Source organism: Pseudomonas sp. NPDC089401 (assembly GCF_044749485.1).
Lineage (GTDB): Bacteria > Pseudomonadota > Gammaproteobacteria > Pseudomonadales > Pseudomonadaceae > Aquipseudomonas.
On record NZ_JBIVIA010000003.1, the window covers coordinates 618328 to 641319 of the forward strand.

Genomic DNA, 22992 nt, shown 5'->3' on the forward strand with positions numbered 1-22992 from the left:
TCGTCCGGGCCGCGCCGTAGGACAAGTCCTACTCGGCCTGCCACTGCTCCATGTGGGTGGTGTGCCACAGCGGGTCGTCTTCGACATCGATCACGGCAAAACCCTGGCGCTCCCAGAAGCGGATCGCACCCGGCAGGAAGGGGTGGGTGTGCAGGTAGAGGCAGTCCACGCCCACCTCGCGGGCGTGTTCACGCAACGCCGCGAACAACGCACCCGCCAGGCCGTGGCGGCGGTACTCGGGGAGCACGAACAGGCGCACCACTTCGACCACCCGCTTGCCGTGGTAGTCCAGTTGCGCAAAGCGGTGGTCATATGGCAGGTAGCCGATGCCCGCGACCAGCCGGCCCTGGTCCCGCGCTTCGAGAAAGTGGCCCTCACCGTCCAGGTAGGTTTCGGCGAAACGCGCCAGGTCCTTGGGCAAGGGCGAGTCGGCGAGCATCGGGTACAGCCCGCGGCGGGCGCTGTCGATAAAGCCCACGACGTCGCTGATGCTGTCGCGGTCGGGGGGTTGGATGATCCAGTTCGGCATGGCAATGGAGACGTGGCTTGAGCGAACGGTTTTCTACCCCAATGCCTGGGTGCTGACAAGCCAACCTCGTTATAATCGGCCCTTTGAAACACGCGCCCAAGGCCACCCCATGCCCCGCATCCCGACGTTGCTGCTGCCCCTGCTGTTCACCGCCGCCCTTGCCGCCTGCGACCAGAAGCCCAGCCGCGAGGAACAGATCCTCGCCAACCTGCCGCTGCAGGAAGCCTACGACCACAACATCGAGCGCATGGCCGCGCTGCTCAAGCGCACCCATCCGCAGCTGGAAGAGGCCAGCATCCGCGAGGTGCTGCGCAAGCATCTGACGGTCGAGGACCAGCGCCAGGACCTGTACAAGCTGTACAGCGAGAAAAACTTCAGCGATGCCGAATTCGCCAGCATCGTCGACGCCACCCGTGACCCGGCCAAGGCCAAGGCGCTGGAGGACACCGAGGAAGGCAAGCGCCTGAGCGAGAAGCTGACCGGGCTGATGCGCGAGACGGCGCGGGACGAGAAGGTGCAGGCGCTGGCCGAGCAGCGGATGCAGCAGGTCGAGGATGAGTTGCAGGCCCTGGAGAAGCCAGGCTCCTGAGCCTTCAGCTTTTACCTGCCCTGGCCTCTTCGCGGGTAAACCCGCTCCCACAGGGATGTCGTTGCCCGTCAGGCCTGTGTTGTCCCTGTGGGAGCGGGTTTACCCGCGAAGAGGCCAGTGCAGGCTGAAGTGATCTTTCATGCGGCCAGCAGGTCCAACGAATATCCCGAACCTGGAGACCGACCATGCCCCGCCTGGGCTTCGCCTGCATGTACCGCCACCCTGATCGCAACCTCTCGGCAAAGGCCCTGGAAACCACCGAGCGCCCCTTCAATCCACGCACCACCACCCTGCGCTGGTTATCCAGCGCCACAAAGGAAGCCGCCCGGGCCAAGCTGCTCGAACTGGTACAGCACAACCTCGACGCCCAGCTGCGCCTGCTGGCCTACGTCAGCGAACTGCCGCCGATGCTGCGCATGCTGCGCCTGAGCAGCGACCTGCTGCCGCTGTACAGCCATCCCGAGGTGGCGCCGCTCTACCTGGACACCGAGTTCCAGGCATTGATGGCCGAGCGCTTCGCCGCCATCGGCGCACTGGCCCGTGAACAGGACATCCGCCTGTCGTTCCACCCCGGCCAGTACTGCGTGCTCGGCTCGGACCGCAGCGACGTGGTGGAGAACAGCCTGGCCGAGTTCGAATACCACGCCGACATGATCCGCCTGATGGGCTTCGGCCAGCGCTTCCAGGACTTCAAGTGCAACGTGCACATCGCCGGGCGCCTCGGTGCCGAAGGCATCCGCCAGGTCTGGCCGCGGCTGTCGCAGGTGGCGCGCAACGTGATCACCTTCGAGAACGACGAGAAGACCTACGGCGTCGACGACTGCCTGGGCCTGGCCGACCTGGCGCCGGTGGTGCTGGACATCCACCATTGCTGGATCCATGAAGGCGACTACATCGACCCGCATGAGCCGCGCGTGGCACGGGTCATCGACAGCTGGCGCGGGGTGCGGCCGACCATGCACTACTCGCAGCCGCCAGAGAGCTTGCAGGCGCTGGGCTTCGACGCCGACAGCAAGCTGACTATCCCGGCGCTGCTGGAGAAGGTCAACAAACGTGATTTGTACCAGCACAGCCTGCAGATGTGGAATGACTGGACCAATCGCTATGCGCTGGAGTTCGTTGGCCGGTTCGACATCATGTTCGAGGCCAAGGACAAGAACCTGGCGACCTTGGACTACTACCGGCGCTATATACAATCGGTGGACTGAGTCCTCCTGTGCCGGCCTCTTCGCGGGTAAACCCGCTCCCACAGGGTTCCTACATCATTCGGATGCGGTGGGTTCCTGTGGGAGCGGGTTTACCCGCGAAGAGGCCGGAGCAGACAGCTTGCACTTGCAGGAAGATGAACTTCACTGTTGTAACAAGACTTGTCATAAAACTGTCGTCTTTCGGTCATAGGATTGACCCCAACCTGACATTTCCCCTTCTTCATGGATGAGCGTCTCATGCGTCGTGTGGTTTTCAATCAGAAAGGTGGCGTGGGCAAGTCGAGCATCGCCTGCAACCTCGCCGCCGCCAGTGCCGCCGAGGGTTACCGCACCCTGCTGGTCGACCTCGACCCCCAGGCCAACGCCACCTACTACCTCACCGGCCTGACCGACGACGCCATCCCCGCCGGCATCGCCGACTTCTTCCGCCAGACCCTGTCGCCGGTCACCGCCTCGGGCAAGAAGCACCGCGTGGCGATCACCGAGACCCGCTATGCCAACCTGCACCTGGTCACCGCCAGCCCCGACCTCAGCGACCTGCAATCGAAGCTTGAGAGCAAGTTCAAGATCAACAAGCTGCGCAAGCTGCTGGTGGAATTGGGCGAGGACTACGAGCGCATCTACATCGACACCCCGCCAGCACTGAACTTCTACACCTTCAGCGCCCTGGTGGCCGCCGAGCGCCTGCTGATCCCGTTCGACTGCGACAGCTTCTCGCGCCAGGCATTGCACAGCGTCATGGCCGAGGTCGAGGAACTGCGCCAGGACCACAACCCGGCGCTGCAAGTGGAAGGCGTGGTGGTCAACCAGTTCGCCGGGCGCACCGCGCTGCACCAGACCCTGGTGGACCAGTTGCGCAACGAGGGCCTGCCGGTGCTGCCGGTGTACCTGAGCAGCTCGATCAAGATGCGCGAATCGCACCAGGCTTCGGTGCCACTGGTGCACCTGGCGCCGCGCCACAAGCTGTCCCAGGAATTCGTCGACTTGCTCGACCTGCTCGAACGCGCCGCCTGAGCTGCGACAACCTGCCGCACGCGTGCACTACCCTGCCGTTCGTCCGGGTGATAGATTCGCCGCCATGAACATCACCCGGCACACCCGCACGCTGACTGCCTGGACGCTCTATGCCAGCGTCCTCTTCAGCCTGTTGCTGTGCGGCCTGCACCATGGCCAGATGGGCGGCCTGCGCCTGGCCGGGCTGGAGGGTGGATTCTGCGCGGTCAACAGCGAGCACGGTGTGGCCATCGACCTCGATGGCGCCGGCGGTGACCAGCACATGGCCCAACTCGACTGCCCGGTGTGCTCCTCGTTCGGCCTCGCCGTTGCGATCAGCAGCGGCGGCTGGTCGTTCACCCCGGCGCTGGCCGCCGCCAATTCGCCGATTGTCGTGCGCAGCTGGGCGCAGCCGCCGCCCCTTCATCAACGCCCTGCCCTTACCCCTCGCGCTCCTCCCGCCATCTTCCCCGCAGCCGTATTTCATTTCGCCTGACTTCAGCCGGGCGCGCCTGCCTGCGCGCTCGCCGTCAGCCATGACCTTTGCGTGGAAGACCCAACACCATGTTCCGCAAGACCTCCCTGGTGCTCATGATGAGCACCTGCAGCTGTGCCTGGGCGGGCGATGCCGCCGTCGAACTCAGCGCCACCACCATCGCCGGCGAGCGTGATGCGCCAACCGGCGTGCAGCTGGACGAGCCGATCCACACCGGCTCTCGCCTGGGCCTGACTGCCCGCGAGACACCGGCCTCGGTCAGCGTCTCGGACCGGCGCATCATCGAGCAACGCGATGCCAAGGACAGCCAGGACGTGATCAACGCCATGACCGGCGTCAATGCCTCGGCCAACCCCGGCTATGGCGGCTTCGTCAGCTACCGCGGCTTCACCCAGAACCAGGTCACCCAGCTCTACAACGGCATCAATCTCGGCTACAGCAGCGCCACCCGGCCGGTGGACGCCTGGGTGCTGGACCGCGTCGAACTGCTCGGCGGGCCGTCGTCGTTCCTGCATGGCGCGGGCGCCGTCGGCGGCTCGATCAACTACATCACCAAGGCCGCCAGCCGCGACCAGCAGACCTTCGACGGGCGCATCCGCTACGGCAGCTTCGACGATAGCGAAGTGGCCTTCGGCCTCAACCAGGCCCTGGCCAGCAACCCCGCCGATGCCCGCCACTTCATGCGCCTGGACTACAGCCACACCCAGGGCAACGGCTACATCGACCGCAACAAGCGGCAGACCGACAGCCTGGCGCTCTCGCTGCTCAGCGACCTTGCCCCAGGCCTCACCCACACCCTGGCGCTGGAGTACCAGGAAGACCGCGAGGACAGCCCCTACTGGGGCGCGCCGATCCTGCCCGGGCGCAGCACCATGAAGATCGACAACAGCCGCCGCTTCGACAACTACAACGTCGCCGATGGCCGCTACGAGCAACGGGTGCGCTGGTTGCGCTCGATCCTCGACTACCAGCTCAGCGACAGCACCAGCGTGCACAACACCCTGTACCACTACAGCGCCCAGCGCGATTACCGCAACGTCGAGCGCTACAGCTACACCGGCGACGGCAACGTGCTGCGCGCCAGCCCCTACCTGCAACGCCACGAGCAGAGCGTGCTCGGTGACCGCATCGAGCTGCGCCACGACAACCGCCTGTTCGACCTGGCCAGCCAATGGTCGCTGGGCCTGGACTACTCGCACATGCGCCAGAGCCTGTACCCGACCTCGGGCAGCTGGAGCGAGGTGGTCGACCCGGACCACTTCGACCCCGGCAGTTTCGACGACATCCCCGGGGTGAACGCCGGGCTGACCAAGCAGCGCCGGCACGTCACCAACAACCGCGCGGTGTTCGCCGAAAACCGCCTGCAACTCACCGATCGTCTGGCCCTGCTCACGGCCCTGCGCTATGACTACCTGGACATGCAGGTGACCAACTACGGCGCCGTGTCAGCCACCTCGCCGGCCTATTTCGAACGGCGCTGGGAGCCGCTGTCCGGGCGCATCGGGCTGACCTACGCGCTGACACCTACGCTCAGTTTCTACGGGCAGTACAGCACCGCCGCCGACCTGCCGGCCGGGTCGCTGGCCGCCGCCACCTACTCCAACGTCGGCCTGTTCGACCTGTCCAAGGGCGAGCAATGGGAAGTCGGCAGCAAGTTCGACTTCCTCGACGGCCGTGGCGCAGGGACCGTGGCGCTGTACCAGATCGTGCGCAAGGACTTCGCCGTGCGCGACGCCAGCAACCCCAACCTGACCGTGCAGGCCGGCCAGCAGACCTCGCGCGGCATCGAACTGTCGGGGCGCCTGCAGGTGACGCCGCAGCTGCTGGCCGAGGGCAACTACGCCTACGTCGATGCGCGGTACGATGAATTCAACGAGGCGGTCAACGGCGTGTCGGTGTCGCGCAAGGGCAACAACCCGGTCAACGTGCCGGCCAATGTGGCCAACCTGTGGCTGACCTACAGCTTCACCCCGGACTGGTCGGCGGGGGTGGATGCGCGCTATGTCGGCTCGGTGTACGCGGACAACGCCAACAGCCTGAAGGCACCGGCCTACACCCTGTATGGCGCGTTTGCCCGCTATCGGCTGGATGAACACACCACCCTCACCGGGCGGGTACGCAACCTGACCGACGAGGTGTATGCCAAGCAGGCGTATGGCTTGCAGTACTACATGGGTGCGCCGCGTACCTTCGAGGTGGCGGTGGATATGCGCTTCTGAGTTGACCTGTCCCGGCCTCTTCGCGGGTAAACCCGCTCCCACAGGGAAATCACAGATCCTGAGGGGAGTGATATTCCTGTGGGAGCGGGTTTACCCGCGAAGAGGCCGGGCCTGGCGACAACAATGCCATGCATCAGTGATAATCCCGCACCACACCGGCAATGAACGCCATCAAGGAAGTAACCGTGTTCAAGGCACTCCCCCTCGCTCTACTCATCACCCTGGCCGGCTGCCAGTCCCCCACCTCCGCCAAGGTCGACGAAGCCGCCTTCAAGACCTTCACCCACGACATGCAGCAAGTCCTCAAGCTCGGCATCGTCACTGCCGACACCGGCAAGCAGGTCGGTGTGGTCATGCTCAAGGTGACCCTCGACCCGCACTCGGCCCCCATCGCCTGCCAAGCCAGCAAGGCGCCGGCCAAGTACGAGATGCAACTGCCTGCCGACGTCCCGCGCTCGGACTTCAAGGCGCTGGCCAGCATGGTCGAAGCGCAGTGCTGGAAAACCATCTACCCGCTGGCACCGGAAGGCGTGCAGGAAAAAGATGGCACCGTGCAGGTGCTGGCCCCCATCTATGTGCTGCTGCCGGCCGCCGCCCAGGCATCGGGTTCCGAACGCCGCCAGGCCAACGCCCAGCGCGAGTTCTTCTGGCAGCACCTGCTGCGCGACCAGCCGGTGGACAGCATCGGCAGGGTCTCGGTGTATTACCAGGCCAATGCCCTGGGCAAGGTCGAAGGCTGCCTGGTGCAGGTCTACCCGCACCCGTTGCGGCCAGACGATTTCCGTCTCGACGGCAATCTGCAGGCCCGGCTCAACAGCCGCTGCATGGGGTTGAACCTGAGCCAGCTGCCGGGCTTTGCAACCGACGCGCAGGGTGTCGCCAAGGGCTACAGCGAACTGGAATACGCGCCCTGGCGGGTCGGCCGCCCCTAAGCCGACGCCACCGCGCCGATGAAGTTGGCCAGTTCCGCCGTCTGCGGCGCGGCGAACACCTCACGGGGGTTGCCCACCTCATGCACCTTGCCCTGGTGCATGAACACCAGCTTGTCGCCCACTTCACGGGCAAAGCGCATCTCATGGGTGACCATGATCAGGGTCATGCCCTCGCTGGCCAACTGGCGCACCACGCCGAGCACTTCGTTGACCAGCTCGGGGTCGAGCGCCGAGGTGATCTCGTCGCACAGCAGCACTTTCGGCGACATCGCCAGGGCGCGGGCAATCGCCACGCGCTGCTGCTGGCCACCGGACAGCCGCTCGGGGTAGGCATCGAACTTCTCCGCCAGGCCCACCCGCGCCAGCATCTGCTCGGCCAGGTGGCGTGCTTCGGCGCGGCTGGCCTTCTTCACCACCTGCGGCGCCAGCATCACGTTCTCGCCCACGCTCAGGTGCGGGAACAGGTTGAACTGCTGGAACACCATGCCGACCTTCTGGCGCAAGGCACGCAGGTCGGCGCGGCCGGCGTCGAGGTATTCGCCGTCCACCTCGATCACGCCGTCGCTGATCGACTCCAGGCCGTTGAGGGCGCGCAGCAAGGTGCTCTTGCCCGAGCCGCTGCGGCCGATGATGGCCACCACCTCACCTTCCTCGATGGCCAGGTCGACGCCCTTGAGCACGTGGTTGTCGCCATAGTACTTGTGCAGCGCGGACACTCTAAGCAGGGGCATGCAGCCTCCTTTCCAGGTAACGGGCGCTCAGCGAGAGCGGATAGCAGAGAACGAAGTAGCCCAGCGCGACCAGGCCATAGACCATGAACGGTTCGAAGGTGGCGTTGGCCAGCATGCCGCCGGTCTTGGTCAACTCGGTGAAGCCGATGATCGAGGTCACCGCCGTGCCCTTGACCACCTGCACCGAAAAGCCCACCGTCGGCGCCACGGCGATGCGCAGGGCCTGGGGCAGGATGACGTGGCGCAATTGCTCCATCCGGCTCAGCGCCAGGCTGCCGGACGCCTCCCACTGGCCCCGGGGGATCGCCTCGACGCAGCCGCGCCAGATCTCGGCGAGAAAGGCGCTGGTGAACAGGGTCAGGGCGATCGCGGCGGCCGTCCAGGCCGACACATCAAGGCCGAACAGGGCGATGCCGAAGAACACCATGAACAACTGCATCAGCAATGGCGTGCCCTGGAACAGCTCGATGTAGCCCCGCGCCAGGCCGCGCCACAGCGGGTGTTCGGAAAGCCGCGCGACCAGCACCAGCAGGCCGGCCAGGCCACCGCAGAGAAACGCCACCAGCGACAGCAGCAAGGTCCATTGCAGGCCGATCAGCAGGTTGCGCAGGATGTCCCAGAAGGTGAAGTCCATCAGCGTCTCCCCATCAGCAAGCGCTGCCCCAGCCAGGCCAGCAGCTGGCGCAGGAGGATGGCCATGAGCAGGTACAGCACCGTGGTCAGCAGGTAGGTTTCGAAGGCGCGGAAGTTGCGCGACTGGATGAAGTTGGCAGCGAACGACAGCTCTTCGGTGGCGATCTGCGAGCACACCGCCGAGCCCAGCATGACGATCACGATCTGGCTGGTCAGCGCCGGCCAGACCTTGCCCAGCGCCGGTTGCAGCACCACGTGGCGGAACGCTTCGAAGCGGCTCATGGCGAGCGCCGCGGCGGCTTCCAGCTGGCCCTTGGGGATGGCCTGGACGCCCGCGCGGATGATCTCGGTGGAATAGGCCCCCAGGTTGATCACCATGGCCAGCACGGCCGCCTGCCACTCGGTCAGGCGCACGCCCAGTGCCGGCAGGCCGAAGAAGATGAAGAACAATTGGACGATGAACGGCGTGTTGCGGATCAGTTCCACGTACAGCCCGAACAACGTGTCGAAGGGCCGCACGCGCCAGGCGCGCACACCCGCGCCGAGCACGCCGATGGCCACGCCCAGCAGGGTGCCGACCGCGGTCAGTTGCAAGGTGAACCAGGCGCCCTTGAGCAGCAGGTCGGCCTGTGCCAGCACGGGGGCGAAGTCGAATTCATAGGCCATGGTGACAGGCTCCGGGCGCCGCTCAGAGGTCGGCCGGCAGCGGCTGTTTCAGCCATTTTTCGGCATTGCGGTTGAGGCTGCCATCCGCCTTGGCGGCTTCCAGGGTGGCGTTGACCTTGTCCATCAACGCCGGCTCGTTCTTGGCCAGGCCCACGTACACCGGGGAGTCCTTTAGCTTGACCTTGACCACCGGCACCTTGGCCGGATTCTTCTCGGCGATGGCCGCCATCACCACGCTGCCGCTGGCGATCAGCTCGACCTGGCCAGAGAGGTAGGCGGCGATGGTCGAGTTGTTGTCCTCGAAGCGCTTGATCACCGCGCCCTTGGGTGCCACGGCGCTGAGCTCCATGTCCTCGATCGAGCCGCGGGTGACGCTGATGGTCTTGCCGGCGACCGCGTCGATGCTGGCGATGTCGGCGCCGGCCGGGCCGAACACCGCCAGGTAGAATGGCGCATAGGGCCGGGAGAAATCGATGACCGCAGCGCGCTCGGGGTTCTTGCCCAGGCTGGAGATCACCAGGTCGACCTTGCCGGTGGTGAGGAACGGAATGCGGTTGGTACTGTTGACCGGGGTCAGGGCCAGCTTCACGCCCAGTTTGTCGGCCAGCAGTTGCGCCGTGTCGATGTCCAGGCCGCGGGGCTTGAGGTCGGGGCCGACCGAGCCAAAGGGCGGGAAGTCCTGGGGCACGGCCACCTTGAGCACGCCACGGGCGCTGATGTCGGCCAGCGCGTCGGCGTTGGCGGCGGGCAGGGCCAGGGCGCCGCCGCAGAACAAGCTGGCCAGGAACAGGGTACGGAAGGTCTTCATGGGTAGGCCTCGCAAGGGTCCGGGGAAAGGGGCTGGCTGGGCAGTGCACGGGGCATGCCAGAATGGCCCGACACGCCTGGAACCTTGCCTCTGACGGTCTTACTGGTCTGAACAGTTACCGCTGGCGCGCCTACGCCATGGCCGTCACGCCCTGCTTTCGTGCAGCGCCGCTGCTGCCTGCGCCAGGGCGGAGCAAGGCTTGCCAGCGCGCGCCAATGACCGTAAAAAGCCAAGGTCATCGCCCTCCGACCGGTCTGAACAGCATGCCCGACACCCTCCCCCGCGCCGTCCCCGAACAGGCCCTGCAAGGCATCCGCAAGTTGATCGACGAAGGCGCCTACCAGCCCGGCGACGCCCTGCCCTCGCAGCGCGACCTGGCCGAGCGGCTGGGTGTCAGCCGCGCCTCCCTGCGCGAGGCACTGTCGACGCTCAGCGCGCTGGGGCAGGTCAGTGTGCAGCCAGGCAAGGGGGTGTTCGTGCAGGCACCGACACCCGCAGCGTCAACCTTCGCCTGGCCCTATGCCGAGCAGGTCTCGGCCAGCGACACCTTCCAGCTGCGCTATGCCCTGGAAGGTTTTGCCGCTGGGCAGGCGGCACTGGCGCTGACTGCGGACGACATCGACCGCCTGGAGGCGAATGTCGAGGCCATGCGCCTGGAGCTGAAAGCCGGCCGCTTCGAGGCCGCCGCACGGCTGGACTTCGCCTTCCACCAGCAACTGCTGCAAGCCTGCGGCAACCACGCCATGTTGCAGGTGATCACCGCCAGCCAGGACATCTTCCTGGAGAGCCAGAAGCTGCCGTTCATCCGCCCGGAGCGGGCCATGGAGACCTGGCAGGAGCACCGCAAGCTCCTGCGCGCCCTCGCCCGCCGCTCCCAGCCGGCGGCGCAAAAGGCCATGCAGGAACACATCCGCAACGCCGCGTCGCGCACCGGCGTGGTGTTTGCGGTGTAACGCCCACGGATATCCCGATGTCGCCCTGAACGATGCACACGACCGTGCCCACCGGTCTACTGGCCCTGATAACAACGATGCCGCGGCCCGACCGCGCCACATTCATCCAGGCTGCCTATGGAAACCGGAGCACTCGCCCATGTCCGCATCTCATGAGGTATCCCCCGCCACCTTGCGCCGGGTCATCGCCGCCTCGGCCATCGGCAACTTCGTCGAATGGTTCGACTTTGCCGTCTACGGCTTCCTGGCCACGCTGATCGCCAGCCAGTTCTTCGCCAGCGAGGATGCCAGCGTCGCCCTGCTCAAGACCTTCGCCGTGTTCGCCGTGGCCTTCGCCCTGCGCCCGCTCGGTGGCATCGTGTTCGGTGCCCTCGGCGATCGCCTCGGGCGCAAGCGCATCCTGTCGCTGACCATCCTGCTGATGGCCGGCTCCACCACCCTGATCGGGCTGCTGCCGACCTACGCCAGCATCGGCCTGGCGGCACCGGTACTGCTGACCCTGGCGCGCTGCCTGCAGGGCTTTTCCGCCGGCGGCGAATACGCCGGTGCCTGCGCCTACCTGATGGAACATGCGCCGCGTGACAAGCGCGCGTTCTACGGCAGTTTCGTGCCGGTCTCGACCTTCTCCGCCTTCGCCTGCGCGGCGGTGATCGCCTACGGCCTTGAGGCCAGCCTGTCGGCCGAGGCCATGGCCGCCTGGGGCTGGCGCATCCCGTTCCTGGTGGCGGCGCCGCTGGGGCTGGTGGGCGTGTACCTGCGCTTGCGCATGGAGGAGACCCCGGCGTTCCGCGAAGCCGTCGCCCAAGGCAAGGAGCATGGACATTCGCCGCTCAAGGACACCCTGCGCCACCATGGCCGGGCGATCCGCAACCTGGGCATGTTCATCTCGCTGACGGCGCTGTCGTTCTACATGTTCACCACCTATTTCGCCACCTACCTGCAACTGGTCGGACACCTGAGCCGCGCCCAGTCGCTGCTGGTGACCACCGTGGCGCTGCTGTTCGCCGCCGTCGGCTGCCCGCTGGCCGGGGCCTTCTCGGACCGGGTCGGGCGGCGCAAGACCATCGGCTTCACCTGCCTGTGGGTGATGCTGTGCGTGTTCCCGGCTTACTGGCTGGCCAGTTCCGGGTCGATGTCGGGGGCGCTGCTGGGGGTGATCCTGCTGGCGGTGGGCGCCCTGAGCAGCGGCGTGGTGACGGCGGCGCTGCTGTCGGAGAGCTTTCCGACCCGCACCCGCTACACCGCTTCGGCGATCACCTACAACGTGGCCTACACCCTGTTTGGCGGGACCGCGCCGCTGGTGGCGACCTGGCTGATCGGGCAGACCGGCAGCAGCCTGGCGCCGGCGTTCTACCTGGTGGTGATTGCCCTGGTGGCGCTGGTGGGGGGGATGGGGTTGCCGGAGACTTCGCGGATATCGTTGCATGATGAAGCGGGGGGTGAGGTGAGCCCTGGGGTGCGCGCCCCGAGTTGAGGGCCTTGGGGCTGCCATGCAGCCCTTTCGCGACACAAGGCCGCTCCTACCGGGATCGCGGTCTCCTGTAGGAGCGGCCTTGTGTCGCGAAAGGGCCGCAACGCGGCCCCGCCGTTCTCAATCCTCCTCGCCCCGAGACAGGTAATAACAGGTCCGATAATCGCCCACTTTCCCCCCTGCGACACCGCAGCCAATTGACGCAATTAACCATCCGGTACAAACATAAGCGCATCCAACAACAACAAGCGATGCCTGTCATGAAACCTCTTATCCTCGTGCTGAACGGCCCCAACCTGAACATGCTGGGCACCCGCGAACCCACCCAGTACGGCCGCGAAACCCTCGCCGACCTGGCCCAGGGTTGCGCCGACACTGCCCATGCCCATGGCCTGGAGATCGAATTCCGCCAGACCAACCACGAAGGCGAACTGATCGACTGGATCCACGCCGCCCGCGGCCGCTGCAGCGGTATCCTGATCAACCCCGGCGCCTGGACCCACACCTCGGTGGCGATCCGCGACGCCCTGGTGGCCGCCGAACTGCCGGTGATCGAAGTGCACCTGTCCAACGTGCACAAGCGCGAACCCTTCCGCCACCTGTCGTTCGTCTCGTCGATCGCCGTCGGCGTGATCTGCGGCCTGGGCAGCCATGGCTACCGCATGGCCCTGAGCCACTTCGCCGAAATGTTCCAGGAGCCCCGCGCATGAGCCAGCCTGCCATCCTCGCCGGCCTGATCGGCCGCGGTATCCAGCTGTCGCGTACCCCTGCCCTGCATGAGCATGAAGGCGACGCCCAGCACCTGCGCTATCTCTACCGCCTGATCGATGCCGATCAGTTGCAGGTCGACGACAGCGCCCTGGCGCAATTGCTCGACGCCGCCCAGTACACCGGTTTCACCGGGCTCAACATCACCTACCCGTTCAAGCAGGCGATCCTGCCACTGCTCGACGAACTGTCGGACGAGGCGCGCGGCATCGGTGCGGTGAACACCGTGGTGCTCAAGGACGGCAAGCGTGTCGGCCACAACACCGATTGCCTGGGCTTCGCCGAAGGCCTGCGCCGCGGCCTGCCGGACGTGTCGCGGCGGCGCGTGGTGCAGATGGGCGCGGGCGGCGCAGGCTCGGCGGTGGCCCATGCGCTGCTCAGTGAAGGGGTCGAGCAACTGGTGCTGTTCGAAGTGGATGCAGCGCGTGCCCAGGCGCTGGTCGACAACCTCAACGGCCATTTCGGCGAAGGCCGGGCAGTGCTGGGTTCGGACCTTGCGCTGGAAGTGGCCGAGGCCGATGGCCTGGTCAACACCACACCGGTCGGCATGGCCAAGCTGCCGGGCACGCCATTGCCGGTGGAGCTGCTGCATGCGCGGCTGTGGGTGGCCGAGATCATCTATTTCCCGCTGCAGACCGAACTGCTGCGCGCGGCGCGGGCGTTGGGCTGCCGCACCCTGGATGGCAGCAACATGGCGGTGTTCCAGGCGGTGAAGGCGTTCGAGCTGTTCAGTGGCAAGCAGGCCGATGCCGAGCGGATGCAGGCGCATTTCGCCAGCTTCCCCTGACAGACCGCACCGGCTTCTTCGCGGGTAAACCCGCTCCCACAGTTACTGCACAGGCCTGGAGAACTATGCAGTATCTGTGGGAGCGGGTTTACCCGCGAATAGGCCGCCACAGGTTTACCCTTTCTCATCCAGCAGCGCCTGTATCACTTTCTCCTGCCCGGCATAGTCACCTTCGCCAAAGTGCACATGCCGCACCTGCCCCTGGCGATCGACGAAGTAATGCGCCGGCCAGAACTGGTTGCCCCAGGCATTCCACACCTGGTAGTCGTTGTCCACCGCCACCGGGTAGCCGATGCCCAGCTTGGCCACCTTGCTCTTCAACTGGCCGACATCATGCTCGTAGTCGTACTCCGGCGTATGTACCCCGACCACCACCAGGCCCTGGTCGGCATAGCGCCGCGCCCAGTCATTGACGTGGGGCAGGCTGCGCTGGCAGTTGATGCAGTCCCAGGTCCAGAAATCCACCAGCACCACCTTGCCCTTGAGCGCCGGCGCATCCAGCGGTGGCGAGTTGATCCACTGATTGGCGCCGGCCAGCGACGGCATGGCGCCGTAATCGTCGCGGGCCATCAGTTGCCCTCCGGCCAGGCCCAGGCCAACCAGCGCCAGGGCCACGCCCCCCACCTTCAACAGCAGTCGTCGATCAATGCTCATGGCAACCTGCCGTGGCGTAGGTGAGGTAGTCGACGCTCTCGTGCTGCCCTTTGGAGTCGAGGTAATCCATGCGGGTGTTGACCACGCCGCAGGCATTGGCCTGGTCATCCTTCACCGACAGCACGCGCTTCACGTCCAGATGGTCGCCGTAGCGGTAATGCGGGGTGCTGGCATCGCTGCTCGGCACGGCGCTGGTGGCGTTGGCGGCGACGGCGCCGAGGCTGAGCAGGGTGAACAGGCTGGCGCTGGCGAGGGTCTTGAGGTTCATGGCATCTCTCCTGGGCAACTTTGCGGGGTGGGAAGCGTTGCTCCCCGGTCGAGAGCCATTTCACGCCCGCCAGGTATCCCCCATGTGTCGCCTGTGCCGCCGATATGCGTCGCGCTGTATCTGCACCGGCACCAGATACACTGCAATACAAAACCCCGCAGGCAAGCCCCCAACCGCTCGGTACACTGCGCCCACTCCCCTTGCACAGGACCCTGCCCGATGGAACATGTCGATCACATCCTGATCGTCGACGATGACCGCGAAATACGCGAGCTGGTCGGCAACTACCTGAAGAAGAACGGCCTGCGCACCAGCATCGTCGGCGACGGCCGGCAGATGCGCGCCTTCCTCGAAGCCAACAGCGTCGACCTGATCGTGCTCGACATCATGATGCCCGGCGACGATGGCCTGCTGCTGTGCCGCGAACTGCGTGCCGGCAAGCACCGCAACACCCCGGTGCTGATGCTGACCGCGCGCAACGACGAGACCGACCGCATCATCGGCCTGGAAATGGGTGCCGACGATTACCTGACCAAACCGTTCTCCGCCCGCGAGCTGCTGGCGCGCATCAATGCCGTGCTGCGCCGCACGCGCATGCTGCCGCCGAACCTGACCATCAGCGAAAGCAATCGCCTGCTCGCCTTCGGCCAGTGGCGGCTGGACACCACCGCCCGCCACCTGCTCGACAGCGAAGGCACCCTGGTGGCCCTGAGCGGCGCCGAGTACCGGCTGCTACGGGTGTTCCTCGACCACCCGCAGCGGGTACTGAGCCGCGAACAGCTGCTCAACCTGACCCAGGGCCGCGAAGCGGACATCTTCGACCGCTCCATCGACCTGCTGGTCAGCCGCCTGCGCCAGCGCCTGGGCGACGACGCCCGCGAGCCCAGCTGCATCAAGACCGTGCGCAGCGAGGGCTATGTGTTCTCGCTGGCGGTACAGCTGCTCGAGACGCCGTCATGAAGTGGCCACGCACCCTGGCCTCGCGCCTGGCGCTGATCTTCATCACCGGCCTGGTCCTGGCCTATGGCCTGTCGTTCAGCCTGCAGGCCTACGAGCGCTATGTCAGCAGCCGCTCGATGATGCTCAGCCACCTCGAGCAGGACATCACCACCTCGCTGGCCATCTTCGAGCGGCTGCCCGCCGACGAGCGCGCCAGCTGGCTGCCGCGCCTGGAGCGGCACACCTACCGCTACCGCCTGGATCAGGGCCAGGCGGGCACGCAGATGGCCAGCGACGATCCGCCCATGGCCGCGGAATCGATCGTCAAGGCGATCGGCGACCGCTACACGCTGCGCTTCCAGGAACTGCCCGGGCCGACCCAGCACTTCCAGGTGCACCTGCACCTGACGGACGGCTCGCCGCTGACCATCGATGTTACCCCCGCAGGGGTACCGGTCGCCAGCTGGCTGCCATTGGTACTGCTGGTCCAGCTCGGCGTGCTGCTGTTCTGCACCTGGCTGGCGGTACGCCTGGCCATCGGCCCGCTGACCCGCCTGGTCCAGGCCGTGGACAACCTGGACCCGGACAAACCGGGTGTGCTGCTCGACGAGAGCGGCCCGCGGGAAGTGCAGTACGCCGCCGTCGCCTTCAACGCCCTGCAAGCGCGCATCGCGGCCTACCTCAAGGAGCGCATGCAGCTGCTGGCGGCGATCTCCCATGACCTGCAGACGCCGATCACCCGCATGAAGCTGCGGGTCGAAGTGATGGATGAGGGCACCGAGAAAGAAAAGCTCTGCCACGACCTCGACGCCATGGAACACCTGGTGCGCGAGGGCGTGGCCTATGCCCGCAGCATGGATATCAACACCGAAGCGCCGTGCCGGATCAACCTCGATGCCTTCCTCGACAGCCTGGTGTTCGACTACCAGGACAGCGGCGCCAAGGTCGAGCGCCATGGCAGCACGGGCAGCCTGCTGCAGACCCGCCCCCACGCCCTGCGCCGAGTATTGGTCAACCTGGTGGACAACGCCCTGAAGTTCGCCGGCGAGGCCCAGCTCGAGGTCAGTCATGCCCATGACCGGACAGTGATTCGGGTGCTCGACGACGGCCCCGGCATTCCGCCCGGCGAACTGGATGAAGTGCTCAAACCGTTCTACCGCGTGGAAAGCTCGCGCAACCGCAGCACCGGCGGCACCGGGCTTGGCCTGGCCATCGCCCATCAGCTGACCCAGGCCATGGGCGGGCGGCTGACCTTGAGCAATCGCCAGGGTGGCGGGCTGTGCGCGCAGATCGAACTGTAGGCCGTGCCCACTGTGCACGGCCTCATTGCTATGTCCTACAGCGCTAAAGCTACAGTCCGATACACAATGACACCTGGGCCGACACACTCCAGATACCCCGCCCCGCCACACTCCCGGTCACTTCAACACCTACCGGGAGAACACCATGAATGCACTGACCCGTACCTTCAATCACGTCGACCGCCTTGGCAACTGGAGTGCCGACCTGCCGCTGCGGCTGTTCGTGGCCTGGGAATTCTTCGAGTCGGGCTGGGAAAAACTTGGCGGCAGCAACTGGTTCGGTGACCTGCAAGGGAGTTTTCCGTTCCCCTTCAATGTCCTGCCTGCGGAACTGAACTGGCAGTTGTCGATGTGGGCCGAACTGCTGCTGCCCCTGCTGCTGCTGCTCGGCCTGGGTACCCGGCTGGCCTCCGCCGGGCTGATGGTGGTGACCGTGGTGGCGATTGCTGCCGTGCACTGGCCTGCACAATGGTCAAGCCTGGCGGAACTGGCCCAGGGCTATGCCATTACCGACCAGGGCCATGGCAACTTCAAGCTGCCGTTGATCTACCTGGTGGCACTGCTGCCGCTGCTGCTCAAAGGTTCCGGACGCCTGAGCCTGGATTACTGGATCAAGGCCCGCACCCGGTAACGACGCACCGGGGCTCGCTGCCCCGGTTTCCCGCCTGACAGCGCTTCAGTCATCCAAGGGCTTTGGCGGGGCGGCTGGCTTGGCCGGCTTGGAGGGCTTGCTGTCCTTGGCCTTCGGCTCAGGCGCAGCGGCGACGGGCTCAGGCGCGCTCACCGCCTTTTCGCTTGCCGACAACTCGTCGACGGCCTTGAAAATCACCTGCGGGTCGATCTTCTCGCCCGACTCGTCGTCCTTGAGCACATGCCGTTCACCATCCTTGCCGACCAGGATCACCTTGGTGCCCTTGCTCGCCCCCAGCTTGAGCTCGCGGATCAGGGCCATGGTGGTCTGTTGCTCGAGGTTCTTGTCCTCACGCTTGCCCATCATGTTGGCCACGCTGAACAGGATCAGGCTGCGCTCCTTGAAGGCCGCCTGGGTGGCGGGGTCTTTCAGCGCCTCGTTGAGGCCGCGCAAGGTCGGGTCGGCGCTGCTGGGGGCGATGACCACCAGCGGCCTGGCCTTGCCCAGCTCCTTGGCCAGCGGTGCGTCACTGTCGGCGGCTAGCAGGTGCGGGGCCACGGCTAGCAGGGTGGCGAGGGTCAATGACCGGACAAGCATGCACATCTCCTTGGCTTGTTCATGAAACAGAGACTACAGAACATTCGGAAAGGTCCGATGAGCGAGCCTAAACCAACCAGGCAAGGAGAGGGTAAGGCGAAAAGTAACTTGCCATTGCCGCCCGCCGTTGACCCGCGCCATGCCTGCACAGTGTGAGCATAGCGCACGCCCCGGCGGGCGATGCTCATCATGGCGAAGAACGAGAAGGGCTTTCGAGTGCAGGCTCTTCCGGCAGGATTTCCAACCGGGCCAGGGTCAAGCGCGACATCAAACCCGCCCTGGCCACCTGCCGCTCGCGGTGAAGCTGGTCGATCCGGGTCAGTCGTTCGCCCTCAGCCACCGAAGTGTCTGCCATCAAAGCCTCGAGGCGCTGATGGAAAGGTGCATCGAGGCGCTCGAAGCGCGCCTCTTCGACCCGTTGCAAGTGTTCCTGCCAGAAATCCCGGGCAACCAGTGACTGCGCCAGCGCCTCGCTGGTTTCTTCCCGCCTGACCTGGGCCAGCGCCGCCAGCACACGGGTTTCGTCGAGACCGGCCACCTCGTCGAACAGCATGTCGCCAGGTTGGCCCGGCAGATCGAGGGCTTCGCGCAGCGAGAGGCGGTAGGCCAGGCCCACCTCGATCTCGTCGGGGTCTGCACCCTGCGCCCGACGCGCCTGGATGTCCTCCAGGGCGACCCGGTCCACCGCGTCCAGCCGCCACAGCTGCCGCCCCAGGCGCAGCAACGCGCTCTCCTGCTGACCGGCACGCGCATCGAGCTGCGCCCGCCAGACCAGCATCCGCACTTCCATGTTGCTGAAACACAGCGCCACGCTGTCCTGGCAGGTCAGGTTGTCGCGGGCGTGAAGAAACAGGTCTTCACGTAGCGAGGCATGCTCGCGCATGGCCATGAGCATGGTGAACACTCGGTTGGCCAGCGCCTGGCGCCTGTCACGATAATCCGCCGTTTCGGTCAGGCGTTGCAGCAAATGGAAGTACGCCTCACTACCCTCTTCGGCCTCCATCTCGTCCCAGGCCGAGGATTGCTCAGGTCGCAGGGCACTGTCAGCGGCATCGAGCCAGCGCTGTCGCGCGGCTATAGGCGCCCCCAGCGCATCGCCCTCGACCGCACCGCCCAGGCTCAGCTGGTACACCCGCAGGCGCTCGGCGGCCTGGGCCGAAAGCGGATTGCCCGCCACCTGGATGCCGCTGCCGATCCAGGAAGGCGCCTGGAACAGCCGTGCAGGCAACTCGGTCAGCAGGTTGTCCCGCAGGTCGGCAACCAGCAGTTCCAGGCGGTCGAGCAGCGCCAGAGGAAACTCGCTGATCCCGGTACGGCGCAGGTACAAACGGCTGAGCCGGTCCAGGCGAAACAGCGGGAACCCGCGCCCGAGCGGGTTGTAGGACAGGTTGAGGTAGCGCAGCGTTACCTGGTTGGCCAGGGTCATGGCTTGTTCGGTGTCCAGCACGATATCGTTGCCGTACAGGTCAAGCTCACGCAGATTCGCCAGTTGTTCGAGGCCCCCCGGCAAGCGCACCAGCGCGTTGTTGGACAATGTCAGGACACTCAGGTTGGGGAACGCGCGCAGGAACCGGGCGCTCACCGACCGCAGGCCCAGCCCCATCATCGACAACTCGTGCACGGCAGAAAAGCTGATCGGCGCCGGCAGCTCCGGCAGCGCCTCCAGGCTCACGGACCAGATGCTCAGGCGGTACCCCGAGGCCACCCCGTCCTGCTGGGCGGCACGCGCGGTACGACGCTGCCAGCAGTTGACCAAGGTCTCGCGCAGGTAGTTGCGCTCGCTTCGCTGTGCCGCATTGGCACTCTGGCGCGTCCAGTCGAGCAGGGTACTGTCCAAGGTCTCCAGTTCCTGGCCCAGCCTGGCCAGCTCCTGCGCCACCCCTGCCCCGGCGTCGTGGACATCGGTCAGCCAGGCGAGGACTTCACCATCGGTGAACGCCGGATAGAGCGCGCGCACCATGGCAAACAGCGCTTGCGGGCGGCCCCGACGCCCGCGGGCGCCGGGGTTGCGTCCACTGAGCGGGTAGCCCAGTCGGTTGCCAGGCAGACGCTGCGGGGGGCGAAACCAGCCGGGCAACCCGGGCTGCCCCAACAGCGATTGCACTTCGCCACGCCGCTGCCCGGCAAGCCGCGCCAGGGACCTCCGCAAGTCATCGGTGAATGGCTCGGCCAGGCCCGTGGCAACCCGCTGCGGGGCGTCATAGGCAGCAGCCAGCACCTCGAACAGTTCTCCGGGCTCGCCAATGGCAATGCCGCGAGCATCGCTCAACTGGAAGCGACCATCGCGGTGCACCAGGGCATGCGTCGCCTCTGGCGGTGGCTGCGCCGCCAGCACGGGGCCTTGCAGGCCATCCTCGGCGACATGCAGCCGGGGCCCGCTGTCAGCCCCTGGGAGGTACTCGAGCAGGCCGATGACGACCCGGGCCAGATCGGTATCCTGCGGCGTATCCAGACTCAGCCCTTGGTAGACCTGGGCCACGCGCAGCGCTTGGGTGGCCTGCCTGGCCGCCTCGCCCAGCGCCAGTGCCACCCGCCCCTGCTGCTCCAGCGAGCGCCGTTCGGCAACCGTCAAAGCCTGTACCAGCTCGGTGGCGACGCTTGCGGGCAACCGCGGAAACTGTCGCCGCAAGGCAGCCTCCCCGGTCGACAGGGCTGGCTCGGCCGCGGCGTAGGCGCGGGCGAACAAGGCCCGACGCTGGCGCCAGGCAAGGTCTGCCAGGGCCGAACAATCGAGGCCCGCAGCGCCGGGCAGCGCGTCGATGTGCGGCAGCAGTTCAGCCGCCTGGCGGGTGCCGAGACGCAGGTCTGCGATCGCCGTCCGCAAACGCTGCTCCAGTCTCATCCGTCGCACCGTGTCCAACAGCGCCGCGCTGGGGGCCCGGCCATGAACCAGCAGCGCGCGCAAGTGCTCCTCCTGCAGGTCGTGGGCGAGCAGCAGCAGGTCGAGCTGGTCATCGTCCAAGCCTGCGAATCGCTCACCCAGGCGGCGCAGCAGGTGGCGTGAGCCTTGCCACTGCGCAGGCTGCTCGGACCACAGGTACCAGGCTCCGGCACCGTTACCCTGTAGCGAAGGCGAATGGCCGGCTATCGGGCGCAAGTGCAAGCGTGCAGCGTTGCCCCGGCTCACCACGGGGTAGTAGTGGCCGTCCATCCACACCCAGGCCTGGTCGCCAAGGCGATGGATGCCACGCGCATCCACTACCGCACCCGGCCCAGGCGGCTCGCTGCGAAACGGCGCCAGGTCGTGTTTCCACAGGCGCAGGCTGCCGTCCTCCAGGCGAGCCGGCACCATGCTGTCGACCCACGCCGAGCGTGACCAGCGCTGTTGCGCCACGCTGATGCCGGCGGCGGTGGCGGCCAGCACGGCAACATCGCCGGCAACGTTCAGCAGGTGATCCAGGGCCTCGCTGCTGTCGCCTTCACGCCAGGCCTCGACGCCGTGGTAAACCTCACCCAGCAGTTGCCAGGCCGTGACGGCCAGCAATCCGGCACCGATCACCGGCACGAACATGCCTGCCAGGTTGAGCAGGGCCCAGCCCTCGGCCTTGAGCCTTTGGTCATGTTCGTCCCGGACCTGCGCATCGAGCGCCGCAGTCGGTACTGCGATCATCGCGGCGTCGTCCTTGATCTGTTCGATGCGCGCGCGGGCCAGGCTGTCGAACAGCCGCTCGGGGTAATCACGCAGGTGTTCATCCAGGGCAATGTTGGCCAGGTCGCTCACCCCCGCATAGCCGTCGAGCACGGCGGCAAAGAACCGCTGGCTGTCCCGCCGCCTGACGAAACGGCTGAAAAAGCGCTGGTAGGGCGCCGTGCGCAGATGCTTGCCCAGTGCATTGGCAAAGTGCCGCAGGCTGGGGTAGGCACGCCACGGGCTGTCAGGATCACCCGGGATATGCACCAGTAGCCGATGGGTGGCGGTGTACAACGGGCTCAGGCGCTCATCGCGGACATCCAGCACGACGATCTGCTGCAGGTCGCATCCAAGCAGTTGCAGGCGCCTGGCGACCACCGCACGGCCCTCCAGGCGCAGCGGTTCACGCAGCGCGCACAGGTCAGCCAGCAGGCGATGTTCGGCCTCGCCGATATCGCCCTTGATCCAGGCCGCATGGGCATCGACGCGCATGGCATAGCGCAGAGACCGGGACAGCAGCGAAGCGAACGACGGCGCAGGCATGTCCGTCGCCGCCGGGCCCTCCAGCACCTGCTGCAGGTGGGCCTGGTAAGCCTGGCCCAGATCCGCCTGGCGGCACCATCGGGCGAAGGTCACGGCACCTGGCAGTGGCACCCGGAGACCGGGCTGGCCAAGCAGGCAGTTACCCACCGCCTGCCCGCCGGCCACAGCCTGCTCGTCGGTGAAGTTGCGCAACGCCGCTTCCAGCAACGGCACCTGCTCGTAGCGGGTCTCGCTCAAATGCCAGCCGACCGGCTGCGAGCCGATCACCGGCTCCTCGGTACCCACCCGCATACGCCACTGGCTCACATCGATGTCTGTGCCCAGGCGCTGGCGCAGGTCCATTTCGAGCCGTGCCCGGGAGAACCCGTCCAGCGGCTCCAGGCGCTGCAACACCTCGTTGACCCGCCCTCGGAAGTACAGGCTGAGGGTCATCGCTTCGCCGATCTGCTCCAGCTGATCGATGCTGGCCGACGCCATCCAGTCCGGCAAGCGCTGACGGATCAGTGCGTCCTGGTACGCCTGCTCCACCTGACTGGACTGTTGCGCCGAATCGTCCGTGGTGTCCTGATGCATGTCTGATCTCCGGTATGGGGGAGCCGGAGGTTATGCAAGCGGCCAGGACCCGCGGCACTAATTAAGTCTGAT

At 66.3% G+C, this 22992-nt stretch carries 22 protein-coding genes; 13 read left to right on the forward strand and 9 right to left on the reverse strand.

Annotated features, from left to right (window positions below):
• Nucleotides 1-28 precede the first annotated feature (28 nt).
• Nucleotides 29-529, reverse strand: coding sequence for a GNAT family N-acetyltransferase (locus tag ACIP21_RS10190; protein ID WP_400686980.1), 501 nt, complete (start codon nt 527-529; stop codon nt 29-31).
• 109 nt (nt 530-638) lie between these two features.
• Here ACIP21_RS10190 and ACIP21_RS10195 point away from each other — a divergent pair, with 109 nt between their 5' ends.
• The 6 genes from ACIP21_RS10195 (at nt 639) to ACIP21_RS10220 (ending at nt 6966) form a co-directional block, all read left to right on the forward strand.
• Entirely contained in the window at nt 639-1118 is a 480-nt protein-coding gene (locus ACIP21_RS10195) for a hypothetical protein (RefSeq protein WP_400686982.1), read from the forward strand.
• A gap of 185 nt (nt 1119-1303) precedes the next feature.
• Nucleotides 1304-2326: a UV DNA damage repair endonuclease UvsE gene (gene uvsE / locus ACIP21_RS10200; RefSeq protein WP_400686984.1), complete on the forward strand. Its 1023-nt coding sequence runs from the start codon at nt 1304-1306 to the stop codon at nt 2324-2326.
• A gap of 237 nt (nt 2327-2563) precedes the next feature.
• Nucleotides 2564-3340: a ParA family protein gene (locus ACIP21_RS10205; protein ID WP_400686986.1), complete on the forward strand. Its 777-nt coding sequence runs from the start codon at nt 2564-2566 to the stop codon at nt 3338-3340.
• Nucleotides 3341-3404: 64 nt separating this feature from the next.
• Nucleotides 3405-3815 (forward strand): DUF2946 family protein, encoded by a 411-nt coding sequence (locus ACIP21_RS10210; RefSeq protein ID WP_400686988.1) that lies wholly within the window; start codon nt 3405-3407, stop codon nt 3813-3815.
• A gap of 68 nt (nt 3816-3883) precedes the next feature.
• The gene (locus tag ACIP21_RS10215) at nt 3884-6034 is read left to right on the forward strand and encodes a TonB-dependent receptor (protein ID WP_400686990.1); all 2151 of its coding nucleotides are present in this window, start codon (nt 3884-3886) and stop codon (nt 6032-6034) included.
• Nucleotides 6035-6219: 185 nt separating this feature from the next.
• Nucleotides 6220-6966, forward strand: coding sequence for a hypothetical protein (locus tag ACIP21_RS10220; RefSeq protein ID WP_400686992.1), 747 nt, complete (start codon nt 6220-6222; stop codon nt 6964-6966).
• Here ACIP21_RS10220 and ACIP21_RS10225 read toward each other — a convergent pair.
• The 4 genes from ACIP21_RS10225 to ACIP21_RS10240 are packed head-to-tail and all read right to left on the reverse strand — an operon-like array spanning nt 6963 to nt 9804.
• Nucleotides 6963-7697 carry an amino acid ABC transporter ATP-binding protein gene (locus tag ACIP21_RS10225; protein WP_400686994.1) on the reverse strand — a complete coding sequence of 245 codons (735 nt, stop codon included), beginning with the start codon at nt 7695-7697 and terminating at the stop codon, nt 6963-6965. The genes ACIP21_RS10220 and ACIP21_RS10225 overlap by 4 nt on opposite strands.
• Complete coding sequence (locus ACIP21_RS10230) at nt 7684-8334, reverse strand: amino acid ABC transporter permease (RefSeq protein WP_400687119.1); 651 nt, start codon at nt 8332-8334, stop codon at nt 7684-7686. The genes ACIP21_RS10225 and ACIP21_RS10230 overlap by 14 nt, the downstream gene beginning before the upstream one ends.
• Nucleotides 8331-8996, reverse strand: a complete 666-nt coding sequence (locus tag ACIP21_RS10235) for an amino acid ABC transporter permease (protein WP_400686996.1) — start codon at nt 8994-8996, stop codon at nt 8331-8333. Before ACIP21_RS10235 ends, ACIP21_RS10230 begins: the two co-directional genes overlap by 4 nt.
• Before the next feature lie 22 nt (nt 8997-9018).
• Nucleotides 9019-9804 carry a transporter substrate-binding domain-containing protein gene (locus tag ACIP21_RS10240; protein WP_400686998.1) on the reverse strand — a complete coding sequence of 262 codons (786 nt, stop codon included), beginning with the start codon at nt 9802-9804 and terminating at the stop codon, nt 9019-9021.
• A gap of 263 nt (nt 9805-10067) precedes the next feature.
• Here ACIP21_RS10240 and ACIP21_RS10245 point away from each other — a divergent pair, with 263 nt between their 5' ends.
• The 4 genes from ACIP21_RS10245 (at nt 10068) to ACIP21_RS10260 (ending at nt 13783) form a co-directional block, all read left to right on the forward strand.
• Nucleotides 10068-10757, forward strand: a complete 690-nt coding sequence (locus ACIP21_RS10245) for a FadR/GntR family transcriptional regulator (protein WP_400687000.1) — start codon at nt 10068-10070, stop codon at nt 10755-10757.
• Nucleotides 10758-10896: 139 nt separating this feature from the next.
• Nucleotides 10897-12231: an MFS transporter gene (locus ACIP21_RS10250; RefSeq protein WP_400687002.1), complete on the forward strand. Its 1335-nt coding sequence runs from the start codon at nt 10897-10899 to the stop codon at nt 12229-12231.
• Nucleotides 12232-12488: 257 nt separating this feature from the next.
• Nucleotides 12489-12938 (forward strand): type II 3-dehydroquinate dehydratase, encoded by a 450-nt coding sequence (gene aroQ / locus ACIP21_RS10255; RefSeq protein ID WP_400687004.1) that lies wholly within the window; start codon nt 12489-12491, stop codon nt 12936-12938.
• Nucleotides 12935-13783 carry a shikimate dehydrogenase gene (locus tag ACIP21_RS10260; protein WP_400687006.1) on the forward strand — a complete coding sequence of 283 codons (849 nt, stop codon included), beginning with the start codon at nt 12935-12937 and terminating at the stop codon, nt 13781-13783. The genes aroQ and ACIP21_RS10260 overlap by 4 nt, the downstream gene beginning before the upstream one ends.
• Nucleotides 13784-13897: 114 nt before the next feature.
• Here ACIP21_RS10260 and ACIP21_RS10265 read toward each other — a convergent pair whose 3' ends face one another.
• Together ACIP21_RS10265 and ACIP21_RS10270 are read right to left on the reverse strand one after the other, a co-directional pair.
• Nucleotides 13898-14437 carry a thioredoxin family protein gene (locus tag ACIP21_RS10265; RefSeq protein WP_400687007.1) on the reverse strand — a complete coding sequence of 180 codons (540 nt, stop codon included), beginning with the start codon at nt 14435-14437 and terminating at the stop codon, nt 13898-13900.
• The gene (locus tag ACIP21_RS10270; RefSeq protein WP_400687009.1) at nt 14427-14705 is read right to left on the reverse strand and encodes a DUF2790 domain-containing protein; all 279 of its coding nucleotides are present in this window, start codon (nt 14703-14705) and stop codon (nt 14427-14429) included. The genes ACIP21_RS10265 and ACIP21_RS10270 overlap by 11 nt, the downstream gene beginning before the upstream one ends.
• Nucleotides 14706-14924: 219 nt before the next feature.
• On the opposite strand from ACIP21_RS10270, the gene ACIP21_RS10275 reads away from it, so the two are divergent.
• The 3 genes from ACIP21_RS10275 (at nt 14925) to ACIP21_RS10285 (ending at nt 17576) form a co-directional block, all read left to right on the forward strand.
• Nucleotides 14925-15665, forward strand: coding sequence for a response regulator (locus ACIP21_RS10275; protein WP_079227499.1), 741 nt, complete (start codon nt 14925-14927; stop codon nt 15663-15665).
• Nucleotides 15662-16945 (forward strand): sensor histidine kinase, encoded by a 1284-nt coding sequence (locus ACIP21_RS10280; protein WP_400687010.1) that lies wholly within the window; start codon nt 15662-15664, stop codon nt 16943-16945. The genes ACIP21_RS10275 and ACIP21_RS10280 overlap by 4 nt, the downstream gene beginning before the upstream one ends.
• Before the next feature lie 145 nt (nt 16946-17090).
• Complete coding sequence (locus ACIP21_RS10285; protein WP_400687012.1) at nt 17091-17576, forward strand: DoxX family protein; 486 nt, start codon at nt 17091-17093, stop codon at nt 17574-17576.
• 45 nt (nt 17577-17621) lie between these two features.
• Here the strand turns inward: ACIP21_RS10285 and ACIP21_RS10290 are convergent, their stop codons facing one another.
• Entirely contained in the window at nt 17622-18173 is a 552-nt protein-coding gene (locus ACIP21_RS10290) for a DUF4174 domain-containing protein (protein WP_400687014.1), read from the reverse strand.
• 187 nt (nt 18174-18360) lie between these two features.
• On the reverse strand, nt 18361-22920 hold the full coding sequence (locus ACIP21_RS10295; RefSeq protein WP_400687016.1) for an NEL-type E3 ubiquitin ligase domain-containing protein: 4560 nt from the start codon (nt 22918-22920) through the stop codon (nt 18361-18363).
• Nucleotides 22921-22992: the final 72 nt, after the last annotated feature.

What these genes read in the sequence shown, in the direction of transcription:
- ACIP21_RS10195 (WP_400686982.1), top strand. Translation starts at nt 639, where the DNA reads ATGCCCCGCATCCCGACGTTGCTGCTGCCCCTGCTGTTCACCGCCGCC.
- ACIP21_RS10240 (WP_400686998.1), bottom strand. Translation starts at nt 9,804, where the DNA reads ATGAAGACCTTCCGTACCCTGTTCCTGGCCAGCTTGTTCTGCGGCGGC.
- ACIP21_RS10250 (WP_400687002.1), top strand. Translation starts at nt 10,897, where the DNA reads ATGTCCGCATCTCATGAGGTATCCCCCGCCACCTTGCGCCGGGTCATC.
- ACIP21_RS10205 (WP_400686986.1), top strand. Translation starts at nt 2,564, where the DNA reads ATGCGTCGTGTGGTTTTCAATCAGAAAGGTGGCGTGGGCAAGTCGAGC.
- ACIP21_RS10275 (WP_079227499.1), top strand. Translation starts at nt 14,925, where the DNA reads ATGGAACATGTCGATCACATCCTGATCGTCGACGATGACCGCGAAATA.
- aroQ (WP_400687004.1), top strand. Translation starts at nt 12,489, where the DNA reads ATGAAACCTCTTATCCTCGTGCTGAACGGCCCCAACCTGAACATGCTG.
- ACIP21_RS10215 (WP_400686990.1), top strand. Translation starts at nt 3,884, where the DNA reads ATGTTCCGCAAGACCTCCCTGGTGCTCATGATGAGCACCTGCAGCTGT.
- ACIP21_RS10245 (WP_400687000.1), top strand. Translation starts at nt 10,068, where the DNA reads ATGCCCGACACCCTCCCCCGCGCCGTCCCCGAACAGGCCCTGCAAGGC.
- ACIP21_RS10295 (WP_400687016.1), bottom strand. Translation starts at nt 22,920, where the DNA reads ATGCATCAGGACACCACGGACGATTCGGCGCAACAGTCCAGTCAGGTG.
- ACIP21_RS10235 (WP_400686996.1), bottom strand. Translation starts at nt 8,996, where the DNA reads ATGGCCTATGAATTCGACTTCGCCCCCGTGCTGGCACAGGCCGACCTG.
- ACIP21_RS10270 (WP_400687009.1), bottom strand. Translation starts at nt 14,705, where the DNA reads ATGAACCTCAAGACCCTCGCCAGCGCCAGCCTGTTCACCCTGCTCAGC.
- ACIP21_RS10265 (WP_400687007.1), bottom strand. Translation starts at nt 14,437, where the DNA reads ATGAGCATTGATCGACGACTGCTGTTGAAGGTGGGGGGCGTGGCCCTG.
- ACIP21_RS10285 (WP_400687012.1), top strand. Translation starts at nt 17,091, where the DNA reads ATGAATGCACTGACCCGTACCTTCAATCACGTCGACCGCCTTGGCAAC.
- ACIP21_RS10280 (WP_400687010.1), top strand. Translation starts at nt 15,662, where the DNA reads ATGAAGTGGCCACGCACCCTGGCCTCGCGCCTGGCGCTGATCTTCATC.
- ACIP21_RS10260 (WP_400687006.1), top strand. Translation starts at nt 12,935, where the DNA reads ATGAGCCAGCCTGCCATCCTCGCCGGCCTGATCGGCCGCGGTATCCAG.
- ACIP21_RS10210 (WP_400686988.1), top strand. Translation starts at nt 3,405, where the DNA reads ATGAACATCACCCGGCACACCCGCACGCTGACTGCCTGGACGCTCTAT.
- ACIP21_RS10290 (WP_400687014.1), bottom strand. Translation starts at nt 18,173, where the DNA reads ATGCTTGTCCGGTCATTGACCCTCGCCACCCTGCTAGCCGTGGCCCCG.
- ACIP21_RS10190 (WP_400686980.1), bottom strand. Translation starts at nt 529, where the DNA reads ATGCCGAACTGGATCATCCAACCCCCCGACCGCGACAGCATCAGCGAC.
- uvsE (WP_400686984.1), top strand. Translation starts at nt 1,304, where the DNA reads ATGCCCCGCCTGGGCTTCGCCTGCATGTACCGCCACCCTGATCGCAAC.
- ACIP21_RS10225 (WP_400686994.1), bottom strand. Translation starts at nt 7,697, where the DNA reads ATGCCCCTGCTTAGAGTGTCCGCGCTGCACAAGTACTATGGCGACAAC.